Source organism: Streptomyces sp. NPDC015125 (assembly GCF_043080045.1).
Classification (GTDB): Bacteria; Actinomycetota; Actinomycetes; order Streptomycetales; family Streptomycetaceae; genus Streptomyces.
This window is the reverse complement of record NZ_JBIBVF010000011.1, coordinates 12,828-30,353: the sequence shown is the minus strand read 5'-3', so window position 1 is coordinate 30,353 and position 17,526 is coordinate 12,828. Positions and strand designations below refer to the sequence as shown.

At 70.9% G+C, this 17,526-nt stretch carries 18 protein-coding genes; 7 read left to right on the top strand and 11 right to left on the bottom strand.

Annotated features, from left to right (window positions below; translation table 11 throughout):
• The first annotated feature begins 60 nt into the window (after positions 1-60).
• Positions 61-2,280, top strand: coding sequence for an NADP-dependent isocitrate dehydrogenase (locus tag ACF088_RS22895; protein WP_392377632.1), 2,220 nt, complete (start codon positions 61-63; stop codon positions 2,278-2,280).
• A gap of 407 nt (positions 2,281-2,687) precedes the next feature.
• Here the strand turns inward: ACF088_RS22895 and ACF088_RS22890 are convergent, their stop codons facing one another.
• From ACF088_RS22890 to ACF088_RS22870, 5 genes are all read right to left on the bottom strand, one after another.
• Complete coding sequence (locus ACF088_RS22890; RefSeq protein ID WP_392377631.1) at positions 2,688-3,395, bottom strand: HAD family hydrolase; 708 nt, start codon at positions 3,393-3,395, stop codon at positions 2,688-2,690.
• Entirely contained in the window at positions 3,392-4,165 is a 774-nt protein-coding gene (locus tag ACF088_RS22885; RefSeq protein ID WP_392377630.1) for a phosphatase PAP2 family protein, read from the bottom strand. The genes ACF088_RS22890 and ACF088_RS22885 overlap by 4 nt, the downstream gene beginning before the upstream one ends.
• Before the next feature lie 47 nt (positions 4,166-4,212).
• A complete protein-coding gene (locus ACF088_RS22880) occupies positions 4,213-5,148 on the bottom strand; it encodes a M56 family metallopeptidase (protein ID WP_392377629.1) in 936 nt (311 codons plus the stop codon).
• Between the two features lie 243 nt (positions 5,149-5,391).
• Positions 5,392-6,084, bottom strand: a complete 693-nt coding sequence (locus ACF088_RS22875; protein WP_392377628.1) for a DUF5134 domain-containing protein — start codon at positions 6,082-6,084, stop codon at positions 5,392-5,394.
• A 117-nt stretch (positions 6,085-6,201) separates the two neighbouring features.
• Positions 6,202-6,588: a VOC family protein gene (locus ACF088_RS22870; RefSeq protein ID WP_392377627.1), complete on the bottom strand. Its 387-nt coding sequence runs from the start codon at positions 6,586-6,588 to the stop codon at positions 6,202-6,204.
• Positions 6,589-6,729: 141 nt separating this feature from the next.
• Between ACF088_RS22870 and ACF088_RS22865 the strand changes: the two genes are divergently transcribed.
• A complete protein-coding gene (locus tag ACF088_RS22865; RefSeq protein ID WP_392377626.1) occupies positions 6,730-7,275 on the top strand; it encodes a GNAT family N-acetyltransferase in 546 nt (181 codons plus the stop codon).
• A gap of 153 nt (positions 7,276-7,428) precedes the next feature.
• Here ACF088_RS22865 and ACF088_RS22860 read toward each other — a convergent pair whose 3' ends face one another.
• From ACF088_RS22860 to ACF088_RS22845, 4 genes are all read right to left on the bottom strand, one after another.
• Positions 7,429-8,247: an amino acid ABC transporter ATP-binding protein gene (locus tag ACF088_RS22860; protein WP_392377625.1), complete on the bottom strand. Its 819-nt coding sequence runs from the start codon at positions 8,245-8,247 to the stop codon at positions 7,429-7,431.
• Positions 8,244-9,128: an amino acid ABC transporter permease gene (locus tag ACF088_RS22855; RefSeq protein ID WP_392377624.1), complete on the bottom strand. Its 885-nt coding sequence runs from the start codon at positions 9,126-9,128 to the stop codon at positions 8,244-8,246. The genes ACF088_RS22860 and ACF088_RS22855 overlap by 4 nt, the downstream gene beginning before the upstream one ends.
• Before the next feature lie 50 nt (positions 9,129-9,178).
• Positions 9,179-10,060 carry an ABC transporter substrate-binding protein gene (locus ACF088_RS22850; RefSeq protein ID WP_392377623.1) on the bottom strand — a complete coding sequence of 294 codons (882 nt, stop codon included), beginning with the start codon at positions 10,058-10,060 and terminating at the stop codon, positions 9,179-9,181.
• Positions 10,061-10,275: 215 nt separating this feature from the next.
• Positions 10,276-10,959, bottom strand: a complete 684-nt coding sequence (locus ACF088_RS22845) for a glycerophosphodiester phosphodiesterase (protein ID WP_392377622.1) — start codon at positions 10,957-10,959, stop codon at positions 10,276-10,278.
• A 489-nt stretch (positions 10,960-11,448) separates the two neighbouring features.
• Here ACF088_RS22845 and ACF088_RS22840 point away from each other — a divergent pair, with 489 nt between their 5' ends.
• The 5 genes from ACF088_RS22840 (at position 11,449) to ACF088_RS22820 (ending at position 16,141) form a co-directional block, all read left to right on the top strand.
• Positions 11,449-12,846: a DUF6421 family protein gene (locus ACF088_RS22840; protein WP_392377621.1), complete on the top strand. Its 1,398-nt coding sequence runs from the start codon at positions 11,449-11,451 to the stop codon at positions 12,844-12,846.
• Positions 12,847-12,905: 59 nt separating this feature from the next.
• Positions 12,906-13,667, top strand: coding sequence for an SDR family NAD(P)-dependent oxidoreductase (locus ACF088_RS22835; RefSeq protein ID WP_392377781.1), 762 nt, complete (start codon positions 12,906-12,908; stop codon positions 13,665-13,667).
• On the top strand, positions 13,646-14,734 hold the full coding sequence (locus ACF088_RS22830) for a threonine aldolase family protein (protein WP_392377620.1): 1,089 nt from the start codon (positions 13,646-13,648) through the stop codon (positions 14,732-14,734). The genes ACF088_RS22835 and ACF088_RS22830 overlap by 22 nt, the downstream gene beginning before the upstream one ends.
• A 90-nt stretch (positions 14,735-14,824) precedes the next feature.
• Positions 14,825-15,403: a transglutaminase family protein gene (locus ACF088_RS22825; RefSeq protein ID WP_392377619.1), complete on the top strand. Its 579-nt coding sequence runs from the start codon at positions 14,825-14,827 to the stop codon at positions 15,401-15,403.
• 12 nt (positions 15,404-15,415) lie between these two features.
• Positions 15,416-16,141: a B3/4 domain-containing protein gene (locus tag ACF088_RS22820; protein WP_392377618.1), complete on the top strand. Its 726-nt coding sequence runs from the start codon at positions 15,416-15,418 to the stop codon at positions 16,139-16,141.
• Between the two features lie 64 nt (positions 16,142-16,205).
• On the opposite strand, the gene ACF088_RS22815 is transcribed toward ACF088_RS22820, so the two are convergent.
• Together ACF088_RS22815 and ACF088_RS22810 are read right to left on the bottom strand one after the other, a co-directional pair.
• Complete coding sequence (locus ACF088_RS22815; protein ID WP_392377617.1) at positions 16,206-16,922, bottom strand: lysophospholipid acyltransferase family protein; 717 nt, start codon at positions 16,920-16,922, stop codon at positions 16,206-16,208.
• 158 nt (positions 16,923-17,080) lie between these two features.
• On the bottom strand, positions 17,081-17,497 hold the full coding sequence (locus tag ACF088_RS22810) for a DUF4395 domain-containing protein (protein WP_392377616.1): 417 nt from the start codon (positions 17,495-17,497) through the stop codon (positions 17,081-17,083).
• Positions 17,498-17,526: the final 29 nt, after the last annotated feature.

Sequence of the window (17,526 nt, the reverse complement as noted above, 5' to 3'; positions counted from 1 at the left end):
GGGCCGGTCACGAGATATCTTGATGTCGAGCAATGTTGCAGACGTGGAGCGGAGCACCCGGTGACTGACTCGACCATCATCTACACCCACACTGACGAGGCCCCGGCCCTGGCGACGTATTCGTTCTTGCCTGTGATCCAGGCATACGCGTCGACGGCCGGCGTCAGCGTGGAGACCCGTGACATCTCCCTGGCCGGGCGCATCATCGCGAGCTTCCCCGAGCACCTGGAGGAGGGCCAGCGTATCGAGGACGCCCTCGCCGAGCTCGGCCGGCTGGCCAAGACTCCCGGCGCGAACATCATCAAGCTGCCGAACATCTCGGCCTCGATCCCGCAGCTCAAGGCCGCGGTCGCCGAGCTGCAGGAGCAGGGCTACGCGCTGCCGAACTACCCGGACGACCCGAAGACCGACGAGGAGCGGGACATCCGCGCCCGTTACGACAAGGTCAAGGGCAGCGCCGTCAACCCCGTCCTGCGGGAGGGCAACTCCGACCGCCGGGCCCCGGCGTCGGTCAAGAACTACGCCAAGTCCAACCCGCACCGCATGGGTGCCTGGACGGGCGACTCGAAGACGAACGTCGCCACCATGGGCGTCGACGACTTCTGCTCCACCGAAAAGTCCGCGGTCATCGACCGCGACGGATCGCTGCGCATCGAGTTGTCGGGTGACGACGGCTCCACCACCGTCCTGCGTGAGTCGGTACCGGTCCTCGCGGGCGAGGTCGTCGACGCCTCCGTGATGCGGGTGGCCGCGCTGCGCGAGTTCCTCACGGCGCAGGTCGCCCGTGCCAAGGCCGAGGGCGTGCTGTTCTCGGTGCACCTGAAGGCCACGATGATGAAGGTCTCCGACCCGATCATCTTCGGCCACGTGGTCCGCGCCTTCTTCCCGAAGACGTTCGCCCGGTACGGCGAGTCGCTCGCGGCCGCCGGACTGACCCCGAACGACGGCCTCGGCGGCATCTACAAGGGCCTGGAGTCGCTGGCCGACGGCGCGGAGATCAAGGCGTCCTTCGACGCCGAGCTCGCCGAGGGCCCGGAGCTCGCCATGGTCGACTCCGACCGCGGCATCTCCAACCTGCACGTGCCGAGCGATGTCATCGTCGACGCCTCCATGCCGGCCATGATCCGCACCTCCGGTCACATGTGGGGCCCGGACGGCGCGGAGGCCGATACCCTCGCGGTCATCCCCGACAGCAGCTACGCCGGCATCTACCAGGCCGTCATCGACGACTGCCGGGCGAACGGCGCCTACGACCCGTCGACGATGGGTTCGGTGCCGAACGTCGGCCTGATGGCGCAGAAGGCCGAGGAGTACGGCAGCCACGACAAGACCTTCGAGATCCCGGCCACGGGTACCGTCCGGGTCCTCGACGAGAACGGCAACGCGGTGCTCGAGCAGGTCGTCGGCGCCGGCGACATCTTCCGTATGTGCCAGACCAAGGACGCGCCGATCCGTGACTGGGTCAAGCTCGCCGTCACCCGCGCCCGCGCCACCGGCGACCCGGCGGTGTTCTGGCTGGACGAGGGCCGTGCGCACGACGCGCAGCTGATCGCCAAGGTCAAGGCCTACCTCCCCGAGCACGACACCGAGGGCCTGCAGATCGAGATCCTGTCGCCGGTCGATGCGATCACGTTCTCCCTCGACCGCATCCGCCGTGGCGAGGACACGATCTCGGTCACCGGCAATGTGCTGCGTGACTACCTGACCGACCTCTTCCCGATCCTCGAACTGGGCACCAGCGCGAAGATGCTCTCGGTCGTCCCGCTCATGAACGGCGGCGGGCTGTTCGAGACCGGTGCCGGCGGCTCCGCGCCCAAGCACGTCCAGCAGCTGGTCAAGGAGAACTACCTGCGCTGGGACAGCCTGGGCGAGTTCCTCGCGCTCGCGGTCAGCTTCGAGCACCTGGCGCAGACCACGGACAATGCGCGCGCCCAGGTGCTCGCCGACACCCTCGACCGCGCCACCGGCACCTTCCTCAACGAGGACAAGTCGCCCAGCCGCAAGCTGGGTGGCATCGACAACCGCGGCAGCCACTTCTACCTGGCGCTCTACTGGGCGCAGGAGCTGGCGAAGCAGACCGACGACACCCAGCTCGCGGAGGCGTTCGCGGCACTCGCCAAGACGTTGACCGAGCAGGAGCAGACCATCGTCGACGAGCTGATCGCGGTGCAGGGTTCGCCGGCCGACATCGGCGGCTACTTCCAGCCGTCCGTGGCGAAGGCCTCGGCGGTCATGCGCCCGTCGACGACCCTCAACCAGGCCCTCGCGACCCTCAGCTGATGCGGTAACCGCGGAAGGCCCTTCCGCCCCGGCCGGCGCCCTGCCGGCCGGGGCGGTTCCGTTTCCGCGGGCAGCGCCGAGGCCGTGCCCTCCCGCACCGCGTCGATCCGGCGAAGGGCCTGCTCCCGGACGATTTCACGACACTGCGGCAGTGGGCGGCGGGGCCGGCGGAGGCCGACGCCCCGTGAGCGAGTCGCGTCGGCCTGCACACCGACCGGCGATCACTCACGCGGTGTCGTTCACGGGGTATCGACCCCGGGGTATCGACCCCGGGGTATCGACCCCGGGGTATCGAGGGAACTCGCCCAGGTCATGCGGGGTGCCCACCCGAAGGACCCGGCCGGGAACATCAGCGAGCCAGGGCAGAGGACGGAACTGCGCGCGGCCGCCTGATCCTGCCCCGGCCCTCAGCCCACGAGGTCGAGCACGGGCCGCAGCCCGTCCGGGCGGCGGTCCACCGGCAGATGGTCCACCGGCAGGAAGGAGCAGCCCAGCGCCGTCGCGGCGCCGTCGGCCGTGCGGTCGTCGCCGACCATCAGAACGGCTGTCGGGTCGAGCCCCAACTCCCGGCAGCCGAGGGCGAAGAGCTGGGGGTCCGGCTTCTGGATGCCGTGTTCGTAGGACAGCACACAGATGTCGATATAGCGGTCCAGGCCGTGGGCGCGCAGCACCGGCCGCAGATCCCAGCCGATATTGCTCAGTACGCCGGTACGGAGGCCGCGCCGGTGCAGCTCCGCGAGCACCTCGGCGGCGTCGGGGTACGGCTGCCAGGCCTCCGCCGCCCTGGAGCGGTCGTAGAGCGCGTCGTACAACTCCGGGTCGGGCAGCGGGACTTGGCGGGCCAGCCCGGTGTACAACGCGCGGTGGTGGCGGGCTTCGCAGTCGCGGATCTCCCACAGGCCGGCCAGTTCGGCGGGGACCTCGACGGGCGAGGAGCCGCCGGGGAGTGCGCCGGCCCGTTCCAGTGCGGCCGCTGAGCGGGCGACCTCGGCCTCGTCCATGGCCGTGCCGGAAGCGGTGAGCGCCGCACGCAGCCATGACTCGGCGGACTCGATACGCAGCAGGGTCCCGGAGAAGTCGAACAGCACACCCTTGGTTGTCGTCATGACCGTCATTCTGCCCGCGGTGCGGCGCCGGGCACCTCCGTCCTGGACGTGTATGCGCCGGGCACCTCCGTCCGGGACGTGTATGCGCCGTACACCGCCGCAGATCCGGCCACCAGGGCCCCGCCCAGCAGCCAGCCCCCGACGACATCCGACAGCCAGTGCACGCCCAGATACAGCCGGGTGAAGGAGACACCGACGACCGAGACTCCGACCACCACCCGGGCCGTCCGGCGCCACAGCGGACGCGCCCCGGCCAGCCGCAGCAGCCACAGCACGAGGGCGCCCGTGACCAGCGCGGACAGCGCATGCCCGGAAGGGAACGCCGCGTAGTGCGCGGCGGCCACCGGATCCGGCCAGACGGGGCGGTCCCTGCCGACCAGCGCCTTCACCGCCTGCTGCAACGCCGTACCGGTGAGCGCGGTGGCCGCCACCCAGAGGGCGAGCCGGCGTTCGCCACGCCGTACGAGCAGACAGACCACCACCGCGAGCACCGCGCGCATCGTCCACGGGTCCCAGACCCAGTCGCTGAACACCCGGTTGAGCCGGGTCCAGCCGGGCGCGGCCACGGCCGTCCGGTGCAGTGCGCCGGCGAGGGCCGTGTCCAGGGACATCAAGGGGCCCCAGCGCGCCACGACGAGGGTGAGCAGCAGGCCGAAGAGGAGCGTGCACAGCACGGCGCAGGAGAGGCAGGAGCGGAAGGGGGGCAGAGGGGCAAAGGCCCGGCGGTTGTCGTCATCCACGGCGGACGTACGGGCGGTGGGGAGCGGCGTCGAGGGCATGGAGCGATCCTCGCCCATGACCCGCGCCCCGAGCGAGGGACCGCGCCCTACGTCAGCGCCCTCAGGCCCGGGACGAAGGTGACCAGCAGCGGCACGGCCGGCACCAGCGTCGCCACCGCCGTCATCCGGAGCCGGCGGCCGGGGGTGAAGCGGGGCGCGGGGGACAGCAGCCGGTCCACCCGCTGGGGTACCTGCGCGAGTTGCGTCGGGCAGGGGCCGAACACCCCGCGATCCTCGTTGAGTTCGACCAGGGCCAGGGCGATCGTCAGCCGCCCGAAGCGGCGCGAGGCCACATCGTCGGCGGCCAGCTCGACCAGCCGGTGCACCTGATCGCGGAACGCGGCGAAGACCGGGATCTGCGGAAAGCCGACGGCGAGCGCCGAGGCGCTGTACAGGAGGAGATCGTGCCGGGCCCGCGCATGGCCCTGCTCATGGGCGATCAGCGCATCGAGCTGACGCCCCTTCAGGCGCCGCAACGCCGAAGTGGTGATGACCAGTTGGGGCGAGGAGTGCTGCAGCCACCAGGCCTCCGGGCGGTCACCCTCCAGGACGACCAGACGCTCTTGGAGAGGTTCCTCGCCGGGCAGCAGCGGTGCACGGAGCAGGAGTTCGGCCCGGCGCTGCCGACGGCGGGCGCGCGCCGCGCGTACCTCACGCGTCAGGGTGACGGCCGTCCAGGCGCCGCCGCCCGCCAGGAGCAGGGCCAGTACCCCGGCCCACGGCCCGTAGCCCTGGAGCGCATACGCCTCGACGACCACCCGGGGGGCGAAGCCGAACACCGGGCCGCGGACGGCTTCCCAGGCGGCGGCCGCGCTCAGCGACATCGCGAGCACACAGCACAGCAGAACACCGGCCACCACGCACTGCCACACCCACAGGGCGAGCACCGGTTCACGGTCGGGCCAGTCGGAACGGGCCATCAGGCGCGGCGCCATTGCCGCGGCCAGCACGCCGAGAATCATCAGCGCGAAAGGGACCATCATGCCGTCAGCCTATGAGCGCACGGCTACTCGTAGGTACAGCCAGGTGTGGGATGTGACCCATACCACCCGCGTCACAGGTGTGAACCGCGGCCCCGCGCGCACCCACGCCCCGCAGCCGTACGCGAGAGCGCAGCCGTACGCGAGAGCGTTGCCCGCAGCCCGCAGCCCGCAGCCCGCAGCCCGCAGCCCGCAGCCCGCAGCCCGCAGCCCGCAGCCCGCAGCCCGCAGCCCGCAGCCCGCAGCTCACAGTGCCAGCAGCATCGCCAGCATCCCGATGCCCATGGCCACCCGGCAAGCCCGCAGCACACCGGGCGGCCCGGCGTCCGCCGGCTTGTCCGCCACCGTGCCCTCCGTGCCCTCCGGCCCCTCCATTCCCTCCGTCATCCCCTCCGTGGGGGAGTCCGCCGTCCGGACGCCCGCCGGCACCAGCCGGACCCCGGCAGCGATCACGTACACCGTGTAGTAGGCGAGCAACAGGCCCGTCAGCAGGGGCACCCCACCCGGCCCGGCATGCTCCATCGCCCCCATCGCCCCCATCGACTCCGCCGGCCCCATCGAGCCCATCGAGCCCATGGGGCTCATCGAACCCGTCTGGCCCACCGAGCCCGTCGGGTTCATCCGATCCGACGGCACGGCCATCGCGAGCGCCATGTACACCATGGCGAACGTGCCCACCGCATGATGCAGATGCCGCCGGGCCAGCGCCCACACACCGGCCGCCGCGAACACCACGGTGAACATCCAGGGTGACCACTGAGGCGGTGTCACCGCGGACGCGGGCAGCGCCATCGCTGCCATGCCCAGCGCCATCAGGCCTTCGCCGCGGGCATCCCCCCGGTAGGCGTCCGGCCCGGTACGCGCCCGGACGAGGCAGTACGCGCCGGCCGCGGCACACAGCAGCACCAGCAGCCAGCCGACCAACGGCGGTGCGTGCACGGCCCACCTCCCCGAGTACCGCCTGTCGCACGGATCGGGTGCAGAATGCCCGGCCGGGCCCCGGCACATGGGAGCGCACGGACGCACGGAGGGGGAGCGCGGGCGGCCTCTCAGGCTTCAGGGCCGGTAGCGCAGCGGATGGTCCGCCGGAACCTCCGTCAGCACGATCCGATGGCCGTCCGGGTCGGCGATCCACATCTCGATGAGCCCCCAGGGCTCCTTCACGGGCGGCCGCAGCACCTTCACTCCGTGGGCCAGGAGCTCCTCGTGCGCCGCTGCCGCGTCCGCCACCTGGAGCCACAGCTGGAGGGTGTCCGTGGCCGGAGCCGTGGCGTGGCCGGAGACTTCCAGGAAGCCGCCGCCGAGGAAGTAGACCGTGCCGCGCGCGGGTCCCGTACCGAATTCCCGGTAGATCTCCAGACCCAGCGCCGTGCCGTAGAACGCCCGCGACCGCTCGGGGTCGGACGGCCGCACCAGCACCCTGCTGCTCAATACGTGCACCATGGCAGGACCCTACGCCGCCGGAGCCGTGCCACCGGGCCGCTGCCGCCGGGGGGTCGTGACGAATGGCCCTGACCTGACGTCCACGCCGCTTGTTAGCCTCCGCTCAGCCATTCGTCCGGCCCCGAGAGGACTCCGCACACCATGCCCACCAGCGAGCTGACCTTCCGTACCGCCCGCGACGCCGATATCCCCGGGCTCGTCGACCTCATCGAGTCGGCGTACCGAGGGGACGCGAGCCGGGCCGGCTGGACGACGGAGGCGGACCTGCTGGAGGGACAGCGGACCGACCCGGAGGGCGTCGCCGCCGTGGTGCGGGGCGAGAGCGGCCGGCTGCTCGTCGCCGAGCGGGATGACGCCCTGATCGCCTGCTGTCAGCTCGAACACCGCGGGGACCATGTGTACTTCGGGATGTTCGCGGTGCGCCCGGAGCTCCAGGGCGGCGGCCTCGGCAAGGTGATTCTCGCGGAGGCCGAGCGGACCGCCCGGAACCTCTGGGGCACCGGCGAGATGCGGATGACCGTCATCCGGCAGCGCGACGAGCTGATCGCCTGGTACGAGCGCCGCGGCTACCGGCGCACCGGGCAGCTCACCCCGTTCCCTTACGGCGATGAGCGGTTCGGCATTCCGCAGCGCGCCGACCTGGAGTTCGAGCTGCTGGTCAAGCCGCTCGGTCAGCCGCTCGGTTAGGGCCGGCCAGGGCGTGTCCTTGCCGGGCGTCGCGGGCCCGGGGTGATCCGCACCGCGAGGGGCGGGCACGATCCACCGCGGGGCGCGTGCGCGACAGAGCCCGCTGTGCGACGGCGTCCAACGCCGGGGCGATGACGGCGAAGGCCCGGTCGATCACAGCCTTCCCGCCTGGATGATCCGCCGCAGGAACTGCCGGGTACGGTCCTGCTGCGGGTCCCCGAAGACCTGCTCCGGCGCCCCGCGTTCCACCACCACCCCGCCGTCCAGGAAGCACACCTGGTCGGCGACCTCCCGCGCAAAGCCCATCTCATGGGTGGCGATGACCATGGTCATGCCCTCCTCCTTGAGATCGCGGACCACGCCGAGCACCTCCCCGACCAGCTCGGGGTCGAGCGCCGCGGTGATCTCGTCGAGCAGCAGCAGCCGGGGCCGTCCGGCCAGCGCCCGGACGATGGCGACCCGCTGTTGCTGACCGCCGCTGAGCCGGTCCGGGTACTCCCCGGCCCGCCCGCCGAGCCCGAGCCGTTCCAGCAGCTCGCGGGCCCGCGCCTCCGCCTCGGCGCGCGGTACCCCGTGCACCCGGCGGGGCGCCAGCGTGATGTTGTCCAGCACGGTCAGGTGCGGGAAGAGGTTGTAGGCCTGGAAGACCACACCGATCCGGCGGCGCACCGCGTCCGCGTCCGCCCGCGGATCGGTGATCTCCGCTCCGTCCAGGAAGATCGCACCGTCGTCGATCTCCTCCAGCAGATTTGCGCAGCGCAGCAGTGTGGACTTGCCCGACCCCGAGGCACCGATCAGCGCCGTCACGGTGTGCGGCGGGACCGCCAGATCCACATCCCGCAGCACGACCGTGCCGCGTCCGTACGTCTTGCGTACGGACTCCAGCCGCAGCACCGGGCCGCCGCCGGGCGCCGCCTTCCCGTACCCGGCCGTTCCGTCGGCCGGCCGCGGTGCGTCGTCCGTCGTGCTCATACGAGTCCTCCCTGGGCGCGCCTGCGGTCCATCCGGGCCGTGACCCAGTCCGTGCACCGCGTCATGGGGATCGTCAGCGCCACGAAGACGAGCCCGGCCACGACATACGGAGTGAAGTTGAAGTCCCGGCCGGCGATGATCTGTGCCGCGTAGACGGCATCCACCGCACCCGCGATGGACACCAGGCCGGTGTCCTTCTGCAGCGAGACCAGATCGTTCAGCAGCGGCGGCACCACCCGCCGTACCGCCTGCGGCAGCACCACGAAGCGCAGCGCCTGGCCGCTGGTCAGCCCCAGTGACCGGGCCGCGGCCCGCTGGGAGGGGTGCACCGATTCGATGCCGGCCCGGAAGACCTCGGCGACATAGGCCGAGTACGTCAGCACCAGCGCGGAGCCGCCGAGCAGCACGGGATCGGTGGTCACGCCCTGCAGCCGCAGCGCCGGCACCCCGAAGACCACCATCAGCAGACAGATGATCAGCGGCAGGCCGCGGAAGAAGTCGGTGTACGCGGTGGCCAGGGCGCGCAGGGGGAAGAACACCGGGCCGCGCAGCGTCCGGGCCACCGCCAGCAGCAGCCCGAGCACCAGCACCGCCGCCCCGCACACCACCAGCAGCCGCAGATTCAGCAGCAGTCCCTCCAGCACCTTCGGAAGCGCCTTACGGGCGTACTCGGCGCTGAAGAATGTCTCCCGGGTCCGCGGCCAGCCGGGGGAGCGGGTGATGACGAGGTAGAGGACGGCAGCGGTGACCAGGGTGCTCAGCGCGGCAACGGCGGTGGCGCGCCGGGCCCTGGCCCGCCGGAAGCGCTCCCGCTCGATCCGCCGCGGGGAGGGCACATACCCGCCGTCGGCCCCGTCCTGTGCCGCCAGGGTCTTCCCCACACCTTCTCCGTGCGTCACATCTTCTCCGTGCGTCACGCCTTCTCCGTGCGTCACTTGAGCACCGGGACGGAAACGGCGTCGGTCAGCCACTTCTTCTCCAGCGCGGCGAGGGTGCCGTCCTTGCGCAGCGCATCCACCGCGGCCGTCACACACCCGGTGATCCGGCTCTCCTTGTCCAGGACCAGGCCGAACTGCTCCTTGTCGGCGCCGGTGGCCGCGAACTGCCCGACCACCTCGGCGTCCTTCACCTCCGCCGAGGTGATGTAGAAGGCCGTCGGCAGATCGGTGAGGATCGCGTCGACCTGACCGTTCTTCAACGCGGACTTGGTGAGGTCGTTCTTCTGGAACACGGCGGGCGGCTGATCCGGCCGGACGGTGTCATTGATGACGTCCAGGCTGGTGCTGCCGACCTGCGCGCCGAGCTTGAGATGACGGAGGGCGGCAATGCTCTTGGCATGCGCGGCCCGGGAGCCCTTGAGCGCGGTGACCGCCTGGCGCACGTCGTAGTAGCCGGAGGAGAAGGTGACGGCCCGCTTGCGTGCGGCGCTGATGGAGATCTGGTTGAGGTCGAAGTCGAACGTCTTCTGGCCGGGCGCGAACGCGTTGTTGAACGGCACGGTCCGCCAGCGCACCGCGCCCTTGCCGTAGCCCAGTTGGCGGGCGACGGCATAGGCGACGGCCGATTCGAAGCCCTTGCCACTGGCCGGGTCGTCGTCCTGGAACCAGGGCGCGTAGGCGGGCTTGTCGGTGCCGACGGTGAGCTTGCCGTCCGCCACGGTGGCCAGTTTGCCGCGGTCACAGCTCTGTTCGCCCTTCCCGGCGGCCCGCGGACCACCGGGGGACTCGTCCTGCGGGGCACAGCCGACGGCCGCGGCGAGCAGCGCGACGGTGGCGCAAGCGGCAAGGCGGAGAGGGCGGTTGGCGAGGCGCATGGCGGGAGAGTGTCAGGGCGCGAGGCCATCTGTCGAGATCACCGGGGAAAACGTCCGCATGCTGGAAGTGCATTGCAGCACTGTGAACTGCGCATTTCCCGGATGCCGGAGGTGGGGCGGGCCCGAAGAGTCGGCACGCCCCACCCGGCTCATGATGTTCTGCGCAGCCTCAGGCCGTGAGCCTGCGTCGCCTCAGGCTGTGAATCTGCGTCGCCTCACGCCGTGAAGCGGACCGCCCGCCGGATCTCCGGCTGGTCGGTCACCACACCGTCCAGACCGAGCCCGCGCGCGAGGCGCAGCTGATCATGCGTGTTGACCGTCCAGCCCACGACCTTCAGCTGCGCGGCATGCGCCCGCTCGACGAGTTCCAGGGTGAGCCGGCGGATGTTCAGCGAGAGCATCGTCGCGCCGACGGCCTGCGCACGGTCGACCACGTCCGCGCCGTACCGGCTGCCGACCAGCGCGGTCCGTACGCCGGGCAGCAGGGTCCGGATCGCGGCCAGCGCCTCGTCGTGGAAGGAGATCACATCGACCCGGCCGACCAGATCGCGCGACCGCATCACCTCGGCCAGCGCCTGCGCGGCCGCCACGTCCTTGATCTCGGCCTGCAACGGCGCCTTGACCGCCTCGACGACCTCCTCGAAGACCGGGATCCGCTCGCCCCGGCCGGCATCGAGCTCGCGGAGCTCGGCGAGGGTGCGCTCGGCGATCGGCCCGGCGCCGTCGGTGGTCCGGTCCACATCCGCGTCGTGCATCACCACGAGCGCGCCGTCCTTGCTCAGATGCAGATCCAGTTCGATGACATCGAGGCCCTCGTGCTCGGCGCGCACGAAGGACCGCAGGGTGTTCTCCGGCTCCACGCCCATGACCCCGCGGTGTCCGATGGTGAGAAAGGACAAGGCTGCCTCGCTTCTGTCGGCTCGGTGCTGTTGTCGGCTCTGTACACGTGTCGACCGTCGGCTGTCGGCAACGGCGCTACGAAATGGCGCACAGCCTAACGGGACCGACCGGCGGAAAACGGGCTGCCGGACCGGACCGCGGTGTGTCCAGTACGGGTACCCGCCATATCCGGCTTCAGACCGCCTCACCCTCGCGTGGGCGAGTCCTTGCCGCGCTGACGGCGCGCCGTGGGCCGGCCGGTCCGCGGCGCGCCGGTCGTATGGCATATGCCACAAGGCCGCGGGGTTTCCTTGTCGTCGCGGGCGCCGGAGGAACCGCCGAAACCCTTGGCGCTACTGGCAGGAAGTGTCGTCCAAGCCGTCACCGACAGGAAAAAACCGCGTGAGCGCGGGGTGTCGACAGAATAATTTTCAACGACTCCTCTTGAGCGGGCCATCCTCGGCTGGTTACCGTGTTCTGACAACACGATCTATCGCCGGAGGGCAGTCATGACGGAAATTCTTTCGCCTGTGGGTGTCCGGGAGGCCACCGCGACCGCGGAGACCGTGGTCGGGCACCCGGCGTGGCCCGTGCTCAAGGATGCGGTCGAGACCATCCGCCCCTGGCAGTCCAAGGACGGTTCCATAGACCTGGAGGCGGAGGGCGCGCCCACCGCCGAGGCCGTCCGCGCGGAGGTCGACAAGATGGCCGCGGCCGTCGGGGAACTCGCCCCGCTGCTGCCGCACAACGCCGCCTACCACCAGGCCCTCGCCGCCGACCTGCGCCGCTGGGCCGACAGCGGCTTCGGGGTGCCGGACTTCCTGGACTCCCTCCTCGCCTTCCAGCCCGCCCGGCAGCGCGCCGACGGCCTCCAGCACCTGGTGCTGTTCCCCATGTACACCCAGAACGGCAACCCGGACCGCAACTTCGAGGCCGTCGTCCTGCGCATGGTCTGGCCGGACTGGCTCGCCGAGCTGGAGCGCACCCGTTACGACAACGCGCTCTTCTGCGGCATCACCTTCGAGGACTTCACGGCCGGCTACGACACCAACTCCGCGGTGCTCTTCCCGGAGACCATCGCCGTGCGCGAGGCCCCCGAGCGGTTCAGCTGGGGCGGAATCTTCTGCGACCGCGAGGCCGCCCGCTTCCGCCGGGTCAGCGAGGCCGCCATCGAGACGCTCGGTGTCGAACTTCCCGCGGACATCCGCGAGATGCTCGCCGACCAGGAGCGCTGCCAGGAGGCGTTCGTCCTGTGGGACATGGTCCACGACCGCACCCACAGCCACGGTGACCTGCCGTTCGACCCGTTCATGATCAAGCAGCGCCAGCCGTTCTGGATGTACGGCCTGGAGGAGCTGCGCTGCGACCTCACCGCCTTCAAGGAGGCCGTGAAGCTGGAGGCCGAGGGGTACTCCCAGGCCCGCGACGTGCAGTTCGCGGTGATCTTCGACCGGATGTTCCGGTTCCCCGTCACCGGCGACCGGGTCCGCAACTACGACGGCCTCGGCGGCCAGCTGCTCTTCGCGTACCTGCACAAGCACGACGTCGTACGCTGGACGGACAACACACTGCACATCGACTGGGAGCGGGCGCCCAAGGTCACCAACCAGCTGTGCGGCGAGATCGAGAAGCTCTACCGTGACGGCATCGACCGGCCCAAGCTGGTCCACTGGTTCGCCGCGTACGACCTCGTCTCGACCTACCTCGCTCCGCACCCGGGCTCGGTCTGGGCCAAGGGCCCCGATGCCCTCGACCTCGACCAGCCGCCGCGCAAACTCGTGGACGACGTGCTCCCCGACGAGTTCCCGCTGAGCATGTTCTACGAGGCGCTCGCCAAGAAGCTGCGCGCTGTGATCGCATCCACCAAGGGCATCACGGCCCACAGCGATGAATTGGCGGCGGCATGACGAACGACCGGAACACCCGGCCGAAGGCCGTCCAGGAGCAGGACGAGGAGGCGACGGAGATGGTTACTTCGACGGGCGGCCAGGGGCCGCTGGAGGGTGCGGTCATCGCGGTGGCGGGGGCGGCCGGACCGGCCGGCCGGGCCACCCTGCTGCGACTGGCCGAAGCGGGTGCGGTGGTGGTCGGCTCGGACTCCCACCCCGAGCGGCTGGCGGAGGCCGTGGACGCGGCCCGCTACGCCCATGGCGGCGCCACGGTGATAGGGGACACCGTCGACCTCCTCGACCTCGACCAGACCCGCGAATGGGCGGCTCGTACGGAGAAGGAATTCGGCCGGATCGACGGCCTGGTGCACCTCGTCGGCGGCTGGCGCGGCTCCTCGACCTTCGCGGAGACCGACCTGGCGGACTGGGACATGCTGCACAAGCTGCTGGTCCGCACCGTCCAGCACACCTCCCTCGCCTTCAACGAAGCACTCGAACGCAGCGGCAACGGCCGCTTCCTTCTCACCAGCGCGGCCGGTGCCGGCAAGCCCACCGGGGGCAACGCCGCCTACGCCGCCGCCAAGGCCGCCGCCGAGGCCTGGACGCTCGCCATGGCGGACGGCTTCCGCAAGTCGGGGGGAGAGCAGGGACCGCGCGCCGCGGCTGCCATCCTGATCGTGAAGGCGCTCGTCAACGACCAGATGCGCGCCGAGCGACCGAACGCCAAGTTCGCGGGCTTCACGGATGTCACGGAGCTGGCCGAGGCCATCGCCGGGGTCTGGAGCCGGCCCGCCCAGGAAGTGAATGGACAGCGTCTGTGGCTGACCCCCGAGCCGTGACCGGAGCGAAGACCGATGCCCGGCGGCATCACGACCCCGAGATACGCGGCTTCGCCAGCGACAACTACGCCGGCGCCCACCCCGAGGTGCTCGCCGCGCTCGCCCTTGCCAACGGCGGCCACCAGGTCGCCTACGGCGAGGACGAGTACACCGAGCACCTCCAGCGGGTCTTCCGCAGCCACTTCGGGCAGCGCGCCGAGGCGTTCCCGGTGTTCAACGGCACCGGCGCCAATGTCGTCGCCCTGCAGGCCGTGACCGACCGCTGGGGGGCGGTGATCGCCGCCGAGTCCGCGCACATCCATGTCGACGAGTGCGGTGCACCGGAGCGGATCGGCGGGCTCAAGCTGCTGACCGTGCCCACCGAGGACGGCAAGCTCACCCCCGAGCTGATCGACCGCGAGGCGTACGGCTGGGACGACGAGCACCGCGCCATGCCGCAGGTCGTCTCGATCACCCAGAGCACGGAGCTCGGCACGGTCTACACGCCCGACGAGATCCGGGCGATCTGTGAACACGCGCATGAGCGCAACATGGTGGTGCACCTCGACGGCTCGCGGATCGCCAATGCCGCGGCGACGCTCGATGTGCCGATGCGGGCCTTCACCAATGCCGTGGGAGTCGACATCCTCTCCTTCGGCGGGACGAAGAACGGCGCGGTCTTCGGCGAGGCCGTGGTCGTGCTCAACCCCGACCGGGTGCGCGCCATGAAGCATCTGCGCAAGCTGTCCATGCAGCTGGCCTCCAAGATGCGCTTCGTCTCCGTCCAGCTGGAGGCGCTGCTCGCCAAGGATCTGTGGCTGCGCAACGCCCGGCATGCCAACACCATGGCGCAGCGGCTGGCGGCCGGGGTGCGGGGGATCGACGGGGTGGAGATCCTCTACCCCGTGCAGGCCAACGGCGTGTTCGCCCGGCTTCCGCACGATGTGAGCGAGCGGCTGCAGAAGCGCTATCGCTTCTACTTCTGGGACGAATCGGCCGGTGTGGTGCGCTGGATGTGCGCGTTCGACACCGCCGAGGAGGACGTCGACGGCTTCCTCGCCGCACTCCGCGAGGAGATCGGCCGGTAGCTCCGGACCGCAGTCCCCAGATGGAATAGTAATGCGCCTGGTCGAATAGTCATTGACTCTCGGCCGGGCGCATCGCTACGCTCCCCGGGCATGGAGCTGATTCAGGGCACCCCGGAAATATCCGCCTATTTGGCGTCTGGCGAGGTCATCGACCATGACCATCCACGCGTCCGGGCTACCGCAGCCGGCATCGCGGTCGATGCCTCCGATGCATATACATACGCCAAGGCCGCCTTCGAGTTCGTCCGCGACACCATCCCGCACAGCGCGGACGCCGGGGACCCGCGGGTCACCTGGCGCGCCTCGGACGTGCTCGCGCGGCGCACCGGTAGCTGCCACGCCAAGGCGCATGCGCTCGTGGCCCTGCTGCGCGCGGAGGGCATCCCCGCCGGGCTGTGCTACCAGAAGCTCGACGTCATCCACGGCCTGATGGCCGTGAAGCTGCCGGGCGCGGACCGCTGGGCGCGGCAGGATCCACGGGGCAACAAGCCGGGCGTCGACGCGCAGTTCCGTCTGGATCGGGAGCAGCTGGCCTTTCCCGTGCGACCCGAGTGCAACGAACTGGACTTGCCGGTGCTGTTTGCTGAACCACACCCTGTCGTGCTGCAATGCCTCCAGGAGGCCGTCGACCGGCCTCACCTCTGGCAGATGCTCCCCACCGATCTCTGAGGAACGGCCCCGATGCCCAGCTCTTCGCACGTCTCCGGCACGACCTGTCGCCTGCATGTTTCCGACGAGGTGCGGGAACTGGCGCCCGGTTTCGGCTACCTCGCCGTCGAAGCCCGCGGTCTGACCAACGGGCCCAGTGACGAGGCCGGCGCGGCGCTCCTGGACGAGGCCACCCGCCGCCTCGCCGAGCGTCTGGACGGGCGTGCCCCGCAGGACGATCCGCACCTCGCCGCCTGGCGCGCCGCGTACACCGCCTTCGGCAGCAAGCCCTCGCGCACCCGCAACTCCGCCGAGGCGCTGGCCAGGCGGGCGCTCGCGGACGGCGGTCTGCCCCGCATCAACCGCCTCGTCGACCTCTACAACGCGCTCAGCGTCGCCCACCTCATCCCCGTGGGCGGCGAGGACCTGGACCGTATCCAGGGCGGTATGCGGCTCGTGCGGGCCACCGGCGACGAGCCCTTCGTGACCGCGGCCGGCGGCGCCGAGACCGTCGAGCACCCCGATGCGGGCGAGGTCGTCTGGTGTGACGACGAGGGCGTCACCTGCCGCCGCTGGAACTGGCGGCAGGGCGTACGCACCCGCCTGACCGAGGACTCGGTCAGCGCCCTCTTCCTGCTGGAGCGGATGGCTCCCATGAGCCTCGACGCGCTGACCGCCGCGGGCGCCGAACTGGCCGAGACGCTGCAGAAGGCCTGCCCCGACGCCCGTATCGAGGTCGGCGACAGCTGGACCCCGTGAGCGGGTCCGCCGCACCGGCCGCCCCGACCGCCGGGGCGACGGTGCGCTCCGGCCCCCGGGTCCGCTATCCGGCGGTCCCGGGCGCGGCGGGCGCCGTGCCGCCGAGGTGGGCCGGCATCCACCAGGTGTCCTCGGCGTCCTTGGGGCGTACGGGGTAGGCGCGCTGCGCCGCCTCCAGCAGGTCCTGCACCCGGGCCCGCAGCCGGTCGGTGATCTTCTCGGCCTGCTCGGCCGGATCGGCCTCCATCGGCTCGCCCACCCGGATCGTTATCGGCAGGTGGTTCCGGCCCAGATCGCGCTTGTGGCCCTTGGTCCACAGCCGCTGGGTGCCCCACAGCGCCACCGGCAGCAGCGGCACCCCGGCCTCCTGGGCCAGCCGTACCGCACCCGACTTGAAGGTCTTCAGGGTGAAGGACTCGGAGATCGTCGCCTCGGGGAAGACTCCGATGATTTCGCCCGAACGCAGGGCGGACAGCGCGTGCTTGTAGGCGTGCATCCCCTGCGCACGGTCCACGGGGATGTGCTTCATCGCGCGCATCAACGGCCCCGACACCTTGTGCCGGAACACCGACTCCTTCGCCATGAAGCGCACCAGCCGCTTGGCCGGGCGTGCCGTCAGCCCGGCGAAGACGAAGTCCAGGTACCCGATGTGATTGCTCACCAGAACCGCCCCGCCGCGGCGCGGAATGTGGTCCGTCCCGGCGATGTCGAATTGCAGATCGAGCGCCTTGAAGAGGGTGCGGGCGGCGCCGATCACCGGCGGATAGACGAGCTCTGCCATTGTCCGGAGGACCCCTTTTCCACGCCTGGGGAGGGTTCTCCCGGCGGAAACCTACGCAGCCGTAACTGCGACTTTCGGGAGATCGTGCCCGATGTCGGCCGTGGCGGCCAGCGCGACGGCCGCCAGGACCGGGAGATTCTTGTCACGTGGAGACCCGCTCAGCCGGCCGCTCTCCGCAGCAGAAGATACATCTCGCACCCCAGGCAGTAGGAGAAGGCGGCGTTGAGAAAGGCCGCCGCGAGCGCACAGCCGGTGGCCGCGAGCCCCAGCCACTGCGGCCCCACGACGTAACCGGCCAGTCCCGCCACCGCGAAGAACAGCCCGACGCTCTGGGCGAAGCGCGGCGCGGCGGCATCCTCGAACCCGGTTGCCGCGGGCAGCCGCGGACGCACCGCCACCCTGAACAGCCAGGCATAGGGCGAGCGCTGGACGCCCGCCAGCGCCCCGAGCGCGAAGACCAGCGTCTGGAAGGCCAGCAGCCCACCGCTCCCGGTGATCAGCACGGCCGCCAGCACGACAGTGGTCAGCGTTGCCGCGAACCTCGGGCCCCGTACGTCCACAGTGTCGACAGTCATGTCCCCACCCTCCCGCAGACCGGGCCGCA